The following is a 13,866-nucleotide window of genomic DNA, read 5'->3' as shown; positions in this document are numbered from 1 at the left end:
ATAATTACTTATTTTTCTTTCCGCTTCCCGGAGGTTTAGGCATAAAGGGACTGGCTCCAGTTTCAGCTTGCTGCGGTCCCCGTCCCTTCTTCAAACCGGAATCCATCCCCACCACAATCTCCTGTCCTTCAGACAACCCGCAGCACACTTCCATCAAAGTACTTGTGGCAGTTCCGGTTTTTATTTCTTTTTGCTCCAGCACCTCTCCGTTTTTCAGCCAAACCGTTTTTTGCAAGGCCGGATTTTCAACCGGTATGGCTCTAACCTCAACTCCCATGGCTTCCATCATAGTTTCGTCAGGTATAAAACGCAAAGCCTTCGGTGGTATGGCCAGCACATTGTCCTTTTCCAGAGTATAGATAGAAACCGTAGCCGTCAACCCCGGTTTTAATTTTAAATCCGGATTGGGAGCACTGATGACCACTTCATAGGTAACCACATTCGACTCCACCATAGCTTCCAAACGGACCTGAGTCACCTTGCCTTCAAAAACATCATTCGGATAGGCATCTACGGAAAAACTGACCCGTTGTCCCTCCTCCACTTGCCCTATATCTGCCTCATCCACATCAGCAATCACCTGCATCTCCGTCAAATCCTTGGCAATGGTAAACAATGTCGGAGTTTCAAATCCCGCAGCCACCGTCTGCCCTTCTTCCACCTCACGGCTAACCACAACTCCGTCTATGGGACTGGTAATAACGGCGTACCCCAGATTCCTCCGCACTTTTATAATATCGGCACAAGACTTTTCATAACTGCTTTTCGCCTTCTCATAATTATAAACTGCCGCCTCATAATCCACATCGCTAATCAACTTCTTTTCATACAAAACCTTACTTCTGGCATAATTCTTTTGCTGATAATCATACTCCGCTTTAGCATTTGCCAATTGTGCTTCCTGGGAAGACAAATCAGCCTGCAAAGTCACTTTATCCATTTCTGCGATTAACTGCCCTTTTTTCACAACACTATTGTAATCCACATAAATCCGGTCTATGATTCCGGACACCTGAGTGCCGACTTCCACCTTGGTCACCGGTTCCACCGTACCTGTAGCCGACACCATATTAGACATAGAATGACGAGCTACTTTTACAGTCTGCCATTTCATTTTTTCCCCGGAAGAACAACCGTTCAAACACCAGATTACCGCTCCCGTGCATAGTAAAGTCACACCTATGCGTATGAATTTTCCATTTTCCATTATATATTTTTTTAGGGTTATCCGTCTTTACAAATCCATTTCTTTTCCCTGATAAAAGTTCAGTAACTGAATATTCAGGATGGCCATGTATTTGGCCTGGACCAATTCTTGCTGAGCCGACAAAAAATGATTCTTTTCGGTCAACATCTCTACGGTATTTTTCATTCCTAACGAAAACTGTTGTTGTGTCAGTTCAAAAGATAAACCGGTGGCCTTTAAATTCTCCTGCGCGGAACGAAACCGCTCCTGTGCAGAAATGGCATCCTGATACACGGTCTCTATGGATTTCAACAAGCCTTTCCGCACATTTTCATAATCCAGTTCTGCATTTTCGATATTTAATCTGGCCAGATTCACTGCCGTACGATTGGTACGATTGCTGTAAATCGGAACACTCAAGGTCAACCCAACACTCTCATTCCAATTGTTTCTGACCTGCGTGCCAAAACCTCTTCCCATACCGGATGAATGAGCAGTACCCACCCCTGCCGAAAGATTCAGGCTGGGTAAATAACCCGACCATGCCCTGGATTTTTCTATTCCGGCAATCTCAACATTTAAACGATTATATTTTACTTCCGGCATAACCCCCAAAGAGGTCAGGTAAATACTCTCTTTTACAGGCAACACAGTTAAAACGCGTTCTTCCGTTATCTCCGGCATAGACAACTCCATCCGGTCGTTTATCCCCAACTCCAGCAACTGCTTTAATTCCAATTGGGCCGTACTCAAAGAAGTACGGGCAACCACCAATTGATACTGGTCCGAAGTATACTGGGCCTCCAACTGGGCCAAATCAGCCTGTGATAAAGAACCGGCCGCCAGCAATTCTTTTCCTCTCTCCCACTGCGCTTTGGATACTTCCACCGTATTAGCATTGATCTGTACCGTTTCATGGATATACAATATTTGTACAAAAGCTTGCATAACAGCCACTTCAATCTCATTTTCCGCCTCTTCGACAGCTAATTCCCGAACCTGAGACTGCAATTCCGTCTGCTGGATGTTCTTTTTCAACTTTCCTCCGTTATAAAGAGAAACAGACGACCTCAATGCATACGAACCGGAATAAGAGTTCCTGGCTCCGCCTTCCGGACGGGGATGATTGGTATAATCGTGAGAAGTAGAAAAAGAAAGCGATGGCAAACGCTCAGCTTTAGCTTGCAAGACATTTTCACTCCCTTCCTCCGAAGCTACGCGGCTCTTCCGAATCTGAATATTTTGACTACGGGCATACGACAAACAGGATTTAAAATCCCAGACTGCCACTTTTTCCTGCGCACCGACAGAAATAGTGACAGACAACAACAATCCGGCCACAAGACCTTTCCAAGAATAATTCATATCTGACAGTTTCATTTTTATATGACAAAAATAAAGGCATTCCCCGCATTCCCTCAATTTTATTAGACCTCCGGCCCTGTTTTACCGACGAAAAAGGAGATTTTCCCGACTAACATATTCTTTTTATATTCTAAAACGACCCGGTTGGCATTTTTTTTGCTAAGCAAAAAACAGACTTCTATATATACCTCAAAAAATAATACATGACAAAAATTTCCTCTTCCATAAAAAACGTTCTCTGTTTTTTTATTCTCTCCTGCTTTTTACCAGTCTCTCTGACCGCACAAAACCGGAAAGAAATCATAGTACCCATTGCTTTCGGAGATATGGACCGTTGGATGGTAAGAGTGGTCGATGAATCTCTGATTATAGGAGGAAACACTAAATACCTCTACGAAATAGCTTCCGGCGATACCCTGAAAAATAACACACCCTACCAAAGAGAAGAATCGCCGTGGGCCACTTCAACCGTCATGGCAAAGGTCAGCGGGATATACAAAGCCAGTGTAACGGTTTTTCCGGAAAAAAGAGAACAGGGGCATTGCGCCCGCCTCGAAACCCGTATGGAAAAAGTGAAGGTGCTCGGATTAATCAATATCTCCGTTTTAGCAACCGGCACCATCTTTCTCGGAGAAATCATAGAACCGGTCCGAGATACCAAGAATCCCCAAAGCAAACTCAACAACAACATCCCTTTCACCAAACGTCCGAAAGCCCTTCAGTTTGATTATAAAGTCACTCCGGGAGGAGAACAAATCAAAGCCACAGGATTCAGTAAAATCGTAAATATTCCGGAACAGAACAACGCAGAAGCCTGTCTCTTGCTACAATACCGCTGGGAAGATGAGGAAGGAAACATCTTCGCCAAACGGGTGGGAACAGCCTATGAACGATATGATAAAGAAACCGCCGGATGGCAAAACGGCCATCGTATTCCCGTCCATTACGGAAACATCACCGACAAAGATTTTTTTAAACCATACATGAAATTAACCCAAAAAGAAAATATACCCCATTGCCTGAACAGCAAGGGTAAAATGGTTCCCATCCAGGAAATCGGATGGGCAGACCCTGATACTCAACCTACCCACATTATCCTACGCTTTTCTTCCGGACACGGCGGAGCATACATCGGTACCCCGGATGCAAAATTCTGGATTGACAATGTAGGATTGGTATATTAAAGAATATCTCTCAAATCCCGGACCATCATCCGGGCAAAACGTCCCGACGCTCCGGGAGCACCCAACCGCTCAATAACCTGATCGTACCCCTGAACGATTCTTTCCCGGTCTTGTTCCTGATGTAAAATGCGGGACAACTCCCGAAGCACATTCTGTTCCGTAAGGTGATGCATCATCAGTTCACGGACCAGTTCCCCGCCGAAAATCAGGTTTACCAGAGAAATATATTTTACCTTCACAAACCACTTGAACAAATAATAAGACAACCACCCTCCCTCACCGTTGTAACAAACCACCTGAGGCGTTCTCAACAGAGCAGTTTCCAATGTAGCCGTTCCGGACGTAACCAAAGCGGCTTTAGCCTGTTTCACCAAACGGTAAGTCTCTCCGTACACAATCCGCACCGGAATCTCTTTCACATACGGCATGTAATCCTTTTGCTGCATGGAAGGCGCTCCAGCTATAATAAATTGATAATCGGGGAAATGACTGACCATGGATAACATCGTGGGAAGCACATATTTCAGTTCTTGAGTCCGGCTGCCCGCCAATAAAGCAACAATCGGCTTATCAGGAAGATCATTGGCGCGGATAAATTCTTCGAAAGTCTCTTCCCGGCAAGGACGTTCGGCAATGGCATCCACCAAAGGATTCCCGCCATACTGCACCGGATAACCGTATCGTTTATAAAACTCCGTTTCAAAGGGGAAAATAGTGTACATCCGGTCAACATACCTTTTAATCTTTTTTACCCTTCCGGTGTTCCAGGCCCATAATTTAGGAGAAATATAATAAAACACCTTTAATCCGATTGTTTTCGCAAAACGGGCAATACGCAAATTAAAACCCGCATAATCCACTAAAATCACCACATCTGGCTGCCATTCCCGGATGTCTTCACAACACAAACGGATGTTTTCCCTGATTTTTCCCAGGTTTCTCACCACAGTAACAAAGCCCATGATAGCCGTATCCTTGTAATACCGCACAATCTCACAGCCAGCCCGCTCCATCAATTCTCCCCCCCATCCCCGGATTGCCGCTTCTGGATCCTCTTGCCGCAATCCCCGGATCAGATTAGAAGCATGCAAATCTCCGGAAGCCTCTCCGGCAATAATATAATAACGCATAAATAACCTTTTTATTTCCGACAAAACTGTATGCGGCAAAGATAGTAAATTACAGGCCAAATCACTATTTTTGCATCCGATTAATCATAAACGTTATCACATGGATATTGCAGGGAAGAAAGTGGCTTATATCACTTTGGGATGTAAATTGAATTTCTCAGAAACTTCAACCATCAAACACAGCCTGGAAACGGAAGGGACACAAACGGTGGGCGAAAAAGAAGATGCCGACATTTTTGTCATCAACACCTGCAGTGTCACCGACATGGCAGAAAAGAAAGGCCGGCAACTGATTCGCAAAATCATCCATCACCATCCGGAAGCATACATTGTTGTGGTAGGATGTTATGCACAATTACGGGCAAAAGAACTCCTGGCCATAGACGGGGTTAACCTGGTATTGGGCGCTAACGACAAATTCAACGTACCACACTACCTCAAACACCTGCAAGAAAACCAGAAACACGAACCCCATTCCTGTGATATTTTCAAACTCTCCGATTTTGACCTGGCCTATTCTTTCGGGGACAGGACGCGCTGCTTCCTGAAAATTCAGGACGGATGCGATTACTTTTGTACGTATTGTACCATTCCTTTTGCCCGCGGACGCAGCCGCAGTGCAACCATACCGCAAATCTTGCAAGCCGTAGGAGAAGTAGCAGCAAAAGGCATTCGCGAAATCATCCTGACCGGAGTGAACACTGGGGACTTCGGCCGGGGAACCCCCTGGGATTTTCTTGCCCTTCTCCGGCAACTCGACCAAAGGGAAGACATAGAAAGATTCCGGATTTCATCCATAGAACCCAATCTCCTGACTGACGAAATCATCGAATTCGTAGCCACCTCCCGGCATTTCATGCCCCACTTCCACCTTCCGCTGCAATCCGGAAATAACGAAGTGTTGAAATTAATGCACAGACGCTATAACCGGGAATTGTTTGCCTCAAAAATACAGAAAATCAAATCCGCCATTCCGCATGCTTTCATCGGAGTAGATACCATTGCCGGTATGCGCGGAGAAACCAGAGCCTATTTCGAAGACGCCCGGGATTTCATTCAAAGCCTGCCCATTTCCCGGCTCCATGTTTTCCCATATTCCGAACGACAAGGAACCAAAGCCCTCGAAATCCCCCTGACAGTCCCTCCGCAGGAAAAACATCTCCGGGTAGAAGAACTCCTGCAGATTTCTTCGGAGAAACACCGGAATTTTTGCCAGCAATTCATAGGACAGCAACGTCCGGTGCTTTTTGAAGACCATAAACCCGGCGACTTCATTTATGGATTTACCGACAACTACATCCGAATCAGACAAACCTGCCAGCCTGGATGGTCCAACCAGGTAATTCCGACAAAAATTACAGAAGAATCTTTATATATGGAAGAATAACTAATACTTATTAATTGATTCTAATTAACAATATTTAATTAGAATAACATACGATATTCATTTATCTTTGTCTTAGAATCAATTTCATAGTTTGTTTCTGTTTAGGGTTAGTAACTTAAGTCGCTGTAAAATACAGCGACTTATTTTTTTTATCTCAGACAATTTTCTAATTTTGTGCTCCTTGAAAACAGCCCTTTTTCAAAACTGTATGATAAACTAAAAAATAAAAACTACAATCCACATTTCCCACCGGAAAAGAAAATCAAACCATTTATCATCTGACTTAAAATTTTAGCTTTATAAATATGTTGTCTGGAAAAATTTTTAAATCGCCTATCCGGCATTTCATGAAAACCAAAATCAATGGAGGTGCCATCCTGTTGTTCGTAGCCCTGGCCGCTATGATTATAGCAAATACTCCGTGGAGCGAAGCATATAACAGTTTTTTTGCTCAGGAAGTTGTTCTTCAATTCGGAAGCATCAACCTTTTCAGTGTTCACGGCAACAATATGACCCTGATGGCCATCATCAATGATGCCCTGATGGCCATTTTCTTCTTTTCCGTAGGACTTGAAATCAAAAGGGAAGTTTTGGTCGGAGAACTTTCCTCTCTCCGTAAGGCCCTGCTACCCGTAGTAGCGGCCTGCGGCGGTATGATTATTCCGATACTCATCTTTTTTTCGATTTGTCCGGCAGGACCGGCAGCCCGGGGTGCCGCCATTCCAATGGCCACCGATATCGCTTTTTCCCTCGGAGTACTCTCGCTGTTAGGGAAAAAAATTCCCCTAAGCCTGAAAATATTCCTCACCACCTTTGCCGTAGTAGATGACATCGGCGGCATTATCGTGATTGCAACCTTTTATAGCAGTCACCTGATTCTTGAATATCTGTTATGGGCTTTGCTCGTAGTGCTGATTTTATGGCTGGGAGGACGGTTGGGAATCAACAGCAAACTGTACTATATCACTCTGGGAATTGTAGTCTGGTACCTTTTCCTGAATTCCGGAATACATCCCACCATCGCTGGTGTGATAGTCGCCTTTACCGTCCCCGCCCGCCCAAAATTAAATATTTACAGATATGTAGAAGCCATACGCAATTCACTGCAAAAATTACCTGAAACAAAGGATGTCAACCACAAAAATTACATCCTCAGCAACTCAGAAGTATCTATTCTAAGACACGTAGAATCCCTCTCCGATAAAGTCATCAGTCCCCTGCAATCCATGGACGATAACCTTCATCCTCTGGTCAACTATATTGTGATGCCTTTATTCGCTTTTGCCAATGCAAGTATATCTTTTGAACACCTCACTCTGGCCGATCTGGGAGGAGTTACCTTTACGGTATTCATAGCACTGGTATTGGGAAAATTCATTGGTATATTCTCGTTTACCTGGATAGCCGTGAAGACCAAATGGCTAAGCATGCCCGAACACATGAATTCCAAAAACCTGCTTGGCGTATCCCTGTTGGGGGGTATCGGATTTACCGTTTCCTTATTTATCGCTAATCTTTCTTATGCCGGTTTATCAGAAAACGGCCTTACCTTGCTCAACCAGGCAAAATTAGGAATCATTAGCGGCTCTTTATTTGCCGGCAGCATGGGATATTTTTTACTGAATTATTTTTATAAATCCAAGTAAACCTTTTCAAGCTGCAAAAGTTTAATTTTAATATCCAGGCCACCGGTATACCCCACCAATTTTCCGTGGGCTCCCACAACCCGGTGGCAGGGAATAAAAACCGGCAAAGGATTACGGCCATTAGCCATTCCCACAGCCCGGGAAGCTTTGCTATTGCCTATCCTACAAGCCAGTTCGCCATAAGTAATGGTTTCTCCGTAAGGAATTTTTTGTAATTCATTCCATACACGAACCTGAAATTCCGTTCCCCGGGGAAATAAAGGCAAAGAAAAAAAACACAACTTCCCCGAAAAATAAGCTTCCAACTGGTTATGTGCTTCCCGAATCAAAGGAGTTTCTTTAATTTCAGCTCCCGCCGGAACCAGGGAAACACGGTCGCCTACCCATAACCGCGTTAATGCTTCCCCGGTCTCCTCCAAGGCATATCTTCCCAGCAGACTATCATAGAAATAAATATATCGCATTTGTTCCGGTTTCATGGATATAAAAATACAATTTCTTTCTATTTTTTAGTTTTATTCCATAGAAAATTCGATTCCTGCCATTATCTTTGTTCTACTCATACAAATATATATCTACTATGAAACAATTATTTCTTGTCCTTCTTTTATTCCCTTACCTTTTATTTGCGCAGGAAAACCCGAAATACCTGGCCGGAGCCGTTCCCGTTACAGACGGAAAGGTAGTTTTCACCCGGACCTTCTCTTTACCGGGAGAATCTCAACAACACCTCTTTCAACTGGCCTTAAAATGGGCACAGGAACAATTCACCCCACAGGAAAATTTTCAAAGCCGGATTTTAATGTCCGACGAACCCAGCGGGCAAATTGTTTGCCTCGGACAACAATACCTTGTATTCTCAGATAAAACCCTATCGCTGGACCGGGCTACCATTCATTATCAAATGTATCTGACATGCAACCGCGACAAATGTGAAGCCAAAATCACCGGCATCCGTTATACCTATATGATGGGAGACAGAGAACAAGTCATCCCGGCCGAAGACCTGATTACAGATAAACAAGCCATCAACACTAAAAAAGGAAGATTATACAAATCCACCGGAAAATTCAGAATACACACCATCGACCTGGTCGAACAACTTTTTACCAGCCTGGAAAAAGCCCTGGGGAGTTATCCTACCGCAATGGGAAAGAATCCGGCTAACCTGACCGCCGGTATTCCGGCTACGGGAAACACCTCCCTGCCAGGATACAAACAAATATCTCCGGATAAAATACCGGGAAACATTTACAAAATGCTATCGGAAAATTGGATGCTCGTGACCGCAGGAAAAGATAACCAATATAACACCATGACAGCCAGTTGGGGCGGCTTAGGCCATCTGTACAACAAACCGGTCACTTTCTGTTTTATCAATCCCACCCGCCACACCTATCAATTCATGGAAAATGACGATACCTATACGCTGAGTTTCTATACCGAAACTTACCGTGATGCTTTACAATATTGTGGCACCCATAGCGGAAAAAATGAAGATAAAATCAAAGCCACCGGACTGACTCCGATCACCACACCTTCAGGAAGCAAAGCCTTTTCCGAAGCATGGATGATCATTGAATGCCGCAAACTGGTCAGTCAGCCCTTTACGCCCGAAGCCATTCACGACCCCACATCAAAAAAACAATGGGGAAACAAAGACCTGCATAAAATGTATATCGGAGAAATATTGAATGTATGGGTCAAATAGAAGCATGAACTATCTGGCACACATCTATCTTTCCGGAAAAAACCGGCAGATTCAGATCGGCAACTTTGTAGGGGATGCGGTAAAAGGCAAAGCCTACAACTCATATCCCGATTTTTTCCGGAAAGGCATATTGCTGCACCGTCTTATAGATTCTTTTGCAGATACCCATCCGGCAGTCAAAGAAGCGGTCAGCCTGGGGAAACCATTATTCGGCCGTTACTCAGCCGCGGTAACCGACATCTTTTTCGATCACTTTCTGGCCCTCGGTTTTCCCCAATACACCGGACAAAAACTTACTCCCTATGCCCGCAGATTTTATATAGCCCTGATCGTAAACTACCGTTACCTTCCTCCCCGCTTCCAACATTTCATCTGGCATTTCATCCTGACCAACCGGCTTGGCCGCTACGCCTCCCGACAAGGGATAAAACAATCCCTGGATATCATGACCCAATACAGAAAAATCACAATAAATCCCCCGGAAGCAATCGTATTTTTGGACAAACACTTTCACAAATTACAGTCTTTATTCGAAACATTTTTTCCCGAAGTGCAGGACATGTGCCGCAGACAACTAAATCTATGATCCTTAGATTCCTCTGTCACTTCCGTCACAGATATCCTTTTATATCTTGCAACTCAACCAATTTATTGACAATAGCATAGATAGTCAAACCCGCCGGGCTATGAATTTGCAATTTACGGGCAATATTCCGGCGGTGCGTTATTACCGTATGGGCGGACAAAAACAAAGCTTCAGCAATCTCCTTATTGGTCATCCCTCTCGCCACACAAGCGACAATCTCTTTTTCCCTCCCGCTAAGTATTTCCAGACCAACCGATTCCCCTCCCGTATCCTCTTCGGTATTCAGCAAACGATTTAGTTTATCCGACAAAACGTCAGGAGCATCATAAAGGGAAACCGACTCATCGTAATCCTGCAAAATATTCTGGTCCGTCACCGAACAAACCAAAGCGACACATTTCATGTCCGGAATCTGCATGTCTCGCTTTAATCCACGCACATCAAAATGACCAGGAAAAGCAGGATTCATCACCAAAACATCCGGCTTATGAAAACGCAGACATTCTATCAGATTATCCGGAGAAACAATTTCAATTGGCATCAATTTTAAACCCTGAATCTTTTTCAGTACCAAGGCTGTTCCTGTTCGGATAATAACCGAAGTCTCAGCTATCGCCACCTTTATTATTTCATTCTCCCGCATGCTTTTGTAGTTTCTTTTCCAATTCCGTAATCAAAGGCACAAACATATAATCCTCCACCCGGCAATGTGTACACAAATCCTTCTCACAGGAATATATATCAAATAAAACACTGTTCAATAGATTATTATTGGTCTTCGCCGGATAATACTTCACAATAATATTTTTTAATTCCGTCAGTTTGGTTTCAATCTGATTATGACGGGCTGCAAATACCCCGATACTATAATCACCGGCTTCGCGTCCCTCCAATAAAGCATACACATACTTAAAAACCACCTCATTCTCATATTCCATGTGAGCCCGCACCTCATTGACATAAGCATCAAAAAACTTCAGAATCAAAAAAGCAACATCATCCCGGGAACAATCAATAGCATCTATCAATTTACGCCGGATAACAGGCAAATTAAAATCCAAAAAATAAGAATGTCCCCGCCGCAAATAATCCACAAAAGCCTCTACCGAAATATCTTCCCGGTAACTCTCAGGAACACAACACTCATCCTCCATAAAATTTACCACCGCTAAAAAAGTCCCCGTATGCACTCCCTGCTGTTCACACACCTGCTTTACCGTCTGGTCGCCGAATCCCAAAGAAAGTCCGAAACGACTCATCACCAATAAAAGTTTGTAATTTTCACAGATAAGCTCACTCATCTTATCCGTTTCAGCATATCTTAAATGTTTATTCATTCTAAATAAATTTAATGTGACGAAGTAAATAATAAAATCCGACACCCGCAATCCCCACATGTAGGTATATCCCCCGAAAAAGTGAAAAAATATAAATCATAATTCATAAATTATAATGCGCTTAATTATATTCCCGAGTTTTTATACATTTGTAATCTTTATCAACATGCACTTGAATTTACATGAAAAAGATTCTCTTCCTGTTATCCGTCGGACTTCTTCTTCTCTCCTGTATAAAAGACCATCCCAGTCCTCAGGTATTGAAAACTTCGGAAAAAAAATTGCATTTTTCCGGAAACGGAGGAGTATGGCAGTTAACCGTTAACAGCAACGCCGGATGGCAGGTCTCCGGCACAACAGACTGGTGCCAAACCAGCAAGACCGATGGTTATAATACAGACTACATTGCAGTAACCGTAACGCCAAACGATACGCAAGAAAAACGTTCCACCACTCTGACCCTCCAAAGCGAGCGGGTTCAAACACAAGTACTGATAGAACAGGATACCCTGTCCGGTGAATACCACTACCGGTTGCCCGTCATTTTTCATATTTTCTATACAGAAGCAACCGACACCCTCCAGAACATCAAAACAAACGTGATTGAAAAACTCATCACCGAATGTAATGAAGCCTACCGGGAACATCCCGGCAGTGTAGGCATGAATCTGGAACTCGTTGCCGCAACAGAAGATCCCGACGGAAATCCTTTAGACGTTCCGGGAATCAACCGTATTCTCAAAAGCACTGCAGCCTATCAAAGTTGCCAAACTTTCATGCAAAATGAAAACAAAACAAATGCAGCTTTAATCTGGAACCCCAACCAATACATCAACGTTTTCATCTACCAGTTTACCGAAAACAATACGCTGGGAATTTCACACCTGCCTTATACCCCCCGCGAAAATAGCCTGGCTGGGCTGCAAGCCAGCAACATATATTACACTCGTCTCCCTGCTTATCCACACTCAATCTCTTTGAACAGCACCTACCTATACGAAGAAACGGCCTATAAAACTTTAGTCCACGAATTGGGCCACTACCTCGGACTACACCACGTATTTTCCGAAAAAGACTGTGAAGAAACGGATTATTGCGACGACACCCCCAGTTACAACCGGGAAGAATACCTCTCCTGGCTGCAAGAAAATCAGGAAATCAGTTTTCTTCAAAAATGCCAAAGAAACAGTTGCGAATCAGGCACCTTTATCTCGCGGAATTACATGGACTACGACTATTCCTACCTGGAACTTTTCACTCCGGACCAATTCCTCAGGGTAAGACATGTACTGGAAAACAGTCCCCTTCTGCCCGGACCTAAAAACATTCTCGTAACAAAAGTGGCCTGTGAAGAAACCGTACCTCCCATCCGGACAATGGAATAACTCCGGCATCAGTTCGGATCGCTTCTGCGCAACAACCGAACCATACTTTCCGGTCAATTCCTGGTCTTCCAGAGCTGATAACTGTTAATGATGTTCTGCCACAAAACATAAGAAGCAGGAGCTATGGAAGAGAGAGGATTAAGGTAAACCTGAGCCATCCAGATTGCCAGAATCGTATTTTTCTGACCCAATCCCTGACCTCCCGACACCGCATCGCCATAACGGCGACCGATACGACGGCCCAATCCAAACTGGAATATACAAATGACCAAAGCCAAAGCAGCCATCCACCACTCTTCAACAACATTGGCATTCTCTTGATGTACAATAAAATATACCGTTTTACCGGTGACAATAGTCAACCCCAATGCCCAAAGGTAAAAAGAAAGTATCTGTAATTTCTTCAGCCGACGATGGACCGCCGGAAAAACTCTCTCCAACAATAAGGCCAAAGCAAAAGGCAATACCAAAACAGGCATAACCTGACGGCAAATATAAAGTATTGAAGTCCAGAAAGACATATCGGGATGTTCTCCCAATAAAGTAAAAATCAAAGGAGACACAACCGCTACCACCAAACTGCTCATCAATGTATAAGCAGCCAGACAAGCAACACTACCCCCTAGCATTCCCGTAACCACAGCAGCAGCCGTTGCCGTAGGCGCTAAAACACAAATCAGACCTCCCTCGGCCACCACCGGGTCAAACCATACCAATCCGCCATATACAACCAGACACCCTATAAGCTGAACCATCAGCAACCATATATGCAATCCGCTGAACTTCAAGTCCCGAAAAGACAATTTACAATAGGTGATGAACAGCATGCTGAATATCAATCCCGGCGTCAGAAAAGATAACTGCTGAAAAAACTCATAGAAAAATGCCCCCGACAACATAGCCAGCGGAAGCATCCACGTCTTTATTGTTTGTAACACGACTACTTCAT

The 13,866-nt window shown here is 44.0% G+C and carries 13 protein-coding genes; 6 read left to right on the top strand and 7 right to left on the bottom strand.

All coding sequences use genetic code 11. The features are described from left to right. Positions 1–4: 4 nt before the first annotated feature. Both D1136_RS07170 and D1136_RS07165 read right to left on the bottom strand, forming a co-directional pair. On the bottom strand, positions 5–1,207 hold the full coding sequence (locus tag D1136_RS07170; RefSeq protein WP_161876948.1) for an efflux RND transporter periplasmic adaptor subunit: 1,203 nt from the start codon (positions 1,205–1,207) through the stop codon (positions 5–7). Positions 1,208–1,234: 27 nt separating this feature from the next. After that, on the bottom strand, positions 1,235–2,551 hold the full coding sequence (locus D1136_RS07165; protein ID WP_161876947.1) for a TolC family protein: 1,317 nt from the start codon (positions 2,549–2,551) through the stop codon (positions 1,235–1,237). 203 nt (positions 2,552–2,754) lie between these two features. On the opposite strand from D1136_RS07165, the gene D1136_RS07160 reads away from it, so the two are divergent. Beyond that, on the top strand, positions 2,755–3,735 hold the full coding sequence (locus tag D1136_RS07160; RefSeq protein WP_161876946.1) for a PCMD domain-containing protein: 981 nt from the start codon (positions 2,755–2,757) through the stop codon (positions 3,733–3,735). Here the strand turns inward: D1136_RS07160 and lpxB are convergent. Further along, positions 3,732–4,865: a lipid-A-disaccharide synthase gene (gene lpxB, locus D1136_RS07155; RefSeq protein ID WP_161876945.1), complete on the bottom strand. Its 1,134-nt coding sequence runs from the start codon at positions 4,863–4,865 to the stop codon at positions 3,732–3,734. The genes D1136_RS07160 and lpxB overlap by 4 nt on opposite strands. A gap of 100 nt (positions 4,866–4,965) precedes the next feature. On the opposite strand from lpxB, the gene mtaB reads away from it, so the two are divergent. Further along, positions 4,966–6,252, top strand: a complete 1,287-nt coding sequence (mtaB, locus tag D1136_RS07150; protein WP_161876944.1) for a tRNA (N(6)-L-threonylcarbamoyladenosine(37)-C(2))-methylthiotransferase MtaB — start codon at positions 4,966–4,968, stop codon at positions 6,250–6,252. Positions 6,253–6,599: 347 nt separating this feature from the next. Next, positions 6,600–7,898, top strand: coding sequence for a Na+/H+ antiporter NhaA (nhaA, locus tag D1136_RS07145; protein WP_237567013.1), 1,299 nt, complete (start codon positions 6,600–6,602; stop codon positions 7,896–7,898). On the opposite strand, the gene D1136_RS07140 is transcribed toward nhaA, so the two are convergent. Continuing rightward, a complete protein-coding gene (locus D1136_RS07140) occupies positions 7,883–8,362 on the bottom strand; it encodes a methylated-DNA--[protein]-cysteine S-methyltransferase (protein WP_161876943.1) in 480 nt (159 codons plus the stop codon). The two genes, nhaA and D1136_RS07140, sit on opposite strands and share 16 nt — an antisense overlap. 116 nt (positions 8,363–8,478) lie before the next feature. On the opposite strand from D1136_RS07140, the gene D1136_RS07135 reads away from it, so the two are divergent. Together D1136_RS07135 and D1136_RS07130 are read left to right on the top strand one after the other, a co-directional pair. Continuing rightward, complete coding sequence (locus tag D1136_RS07135; protein ID WP_161876942.1) at positions 8,479–9,609, top strand: DUF4468 domain-containing protein; 1,131 nt, start codon at positions 8,479–8,481, stop codon at positions 9,607–9,609. A 4-nt stretch (positions 9,610–9,613) separates the two neighbouring features. Beyond that, on the top strand, positions 9,614–10,195 hold the full coding sequence (locus D1136_RS07130) for an ACP phosphodiesterase (protein WP_161876941.1): 582 nt from the start codon (positions 9,614–9,616) through the stop codon (positions 10,193–10,195). 25 nt (positions 10,196–10,220) lie between these two features. Here D1136_RS07130 and D1136_RS07125 read toward each other — a convergent pair whose 3' ends face one another. After that, positions 10,221–10,838 carry a response regulator transcription factor gene (locus D1136_RS07125; protein WP_161876940.1) on the bottom strand — a complete coding sequence of 206 codons (618 nt, stop codon included), beginning with the start codon at positions 10,836–10,838 and terminating at the stop codon, positions 10,221–10,223. After that, positions 10,825–11,532 carry a hemerythrin domain-containing protein gene (locus tag D1136_RS07120; RefSeq protein ID WP_161876939.1) on the bottom strand — a complete coding sequence of 236 codons (708 nt, stop codon included), beginning with the start codon at positions 11,530–11,532 and terminating at the stop codon, positions 10,825–10,827. Before D1136_RS07120 ends, D1136_RS07125 begins: the two co-directional genes overlap by 14 nt. A gap of 182 nt (positions 11,533–11,714) precedes the next feature. On the opposite strand from D1136_RS07120, the gene D1136_RS07115 reads away from it, so the two are divergent. Next, on the top strand, positions 11,715–12,917 hold the full coding sequence (locus tag D1136_RS07115; protein ID WP_161876938.1) for a zinc-dependent metalloproteinase lipoprotein: 1,203 nt from the start codon (positions 11,715–11,717) through the stop codon (positions 12,915–12,917). Between the two features lie 53 nt (positions 12,918–12,970). Here the strand turns inward: D1136_RS07115 and D1136_RS07110 are convergent, their stop codons facing one another. Continuing rightward, the gene (locus D1136_RS07110; RefSeq protein ID WP_161876937.1) at positions 12,971–13,855 is read right to left on the bottom strand and encodes a transporter; all 885 of its coding nucleotides are present in this window, start codon (positions 13,853–13,855) and stop codon (positions 12,971–12,973) included. Positions 13,856–13,866 lie beyond the last annotated feature (11 nt).

This window comes from Odoribacter sp. Z80 (genome assembly GCF_009935865.1).
In the GTDB taxonomy this organism is placed as follows: Bacteria; Bacteroidota; Bacteroidia; order Bacteroidales; family Marinifilaceae; genus Odoribacter.
Note: the sequence above shows the minus strand (reverse complement) of the source record. Positions and strands in the feature narration are given on the sequence as shown.

Excerpts from the sequence above, each read along its gene's own strand:
- lpxB (WP_161876945.1), bottom strand. The coding sequence starts at position 4,865 with ATGCGTTATTATATTATTGCCGGAGAGGCTTCCGGAGATTTGCATGCT.
- D1136_RS07120 (WP_161876939.1), bottom strand. The coding sequence starts at position 11,532 with ATGAATAAACATTTAAGATATGCTGAAACGGATAAGATGAGTGAGCTT.
- D1136_RS07165 (WP_161876947.1), bottom strand. The coding sequence starts at position 2,551 with ATGAATTATTCTTGGAAAGGTCTTGTGGCCGGATTGTTGTTGTCTGTC.
- D1136_RS07125 (WP_161876940.1), bottom strand. The coding sequence starts at position 10,838 with ATGCGGGAGAATGAAATAATAAAGGTGGCGATAGCTGAGACTTCGGTT.
- D1136_RS07140 (WP_161876943.1), bottom strand. The coding sequence starts at position 8,362 with ATGCGATATATTTATTTCTATGATAGTCTGCTGGGAAGATATGCCTTG.
- mtaB (WP_161876944.1), top strand. The coding sequence starts at position 4,966 with ATGGATATTGCAGGGAAGAAAGTGGCTTATATCACTTTGGGATGTAAA.
- D1136_RS07160 (WP_161876946.1), top strand. The coding sequence starts at position 2,755 with ATGACAAAAATTTCCTCTTCCATAAAAAACGTTCTCTGTTTTTTTATT.
- nhaA (WP_237567013.1), top strand. The coding sequence starts at position 6,600 with ATGAAAACCAAAATCAATGGAGGTGCCATCCTGTTGTTCGTAGCCCTG.
- D1136_RS07135 (WP_161876942.1), top strand. The coding sequence starts at position 8,479 with ATGAAACAATTATTTCTTGTCCTTCTTTTATTCCCTTACCTTTTATTT.
- D1136_RS07130 (WP_161876941.1), top strand. The coding sequence starts at position 9,614 with ATGAACTATCTGGCACACATCTATCTTTCCGGAAAAAACCGGCAGATT.
- D1136_RS07115 (WP_161876938.1), top strand. The coding sequence starts at position 11,715 with ATGAAAAAGATTCTCTTCCTGTTATCCGTCGGACTTCTTCTTCTCTCC.
- D1136_RS07170 (WP_161876948.1), bottom strand. The coding sequence starts at position 1,207 with ATGGAAAATGGAAAATTCATACGCATAGGTGTGACTTTACTATGCACG.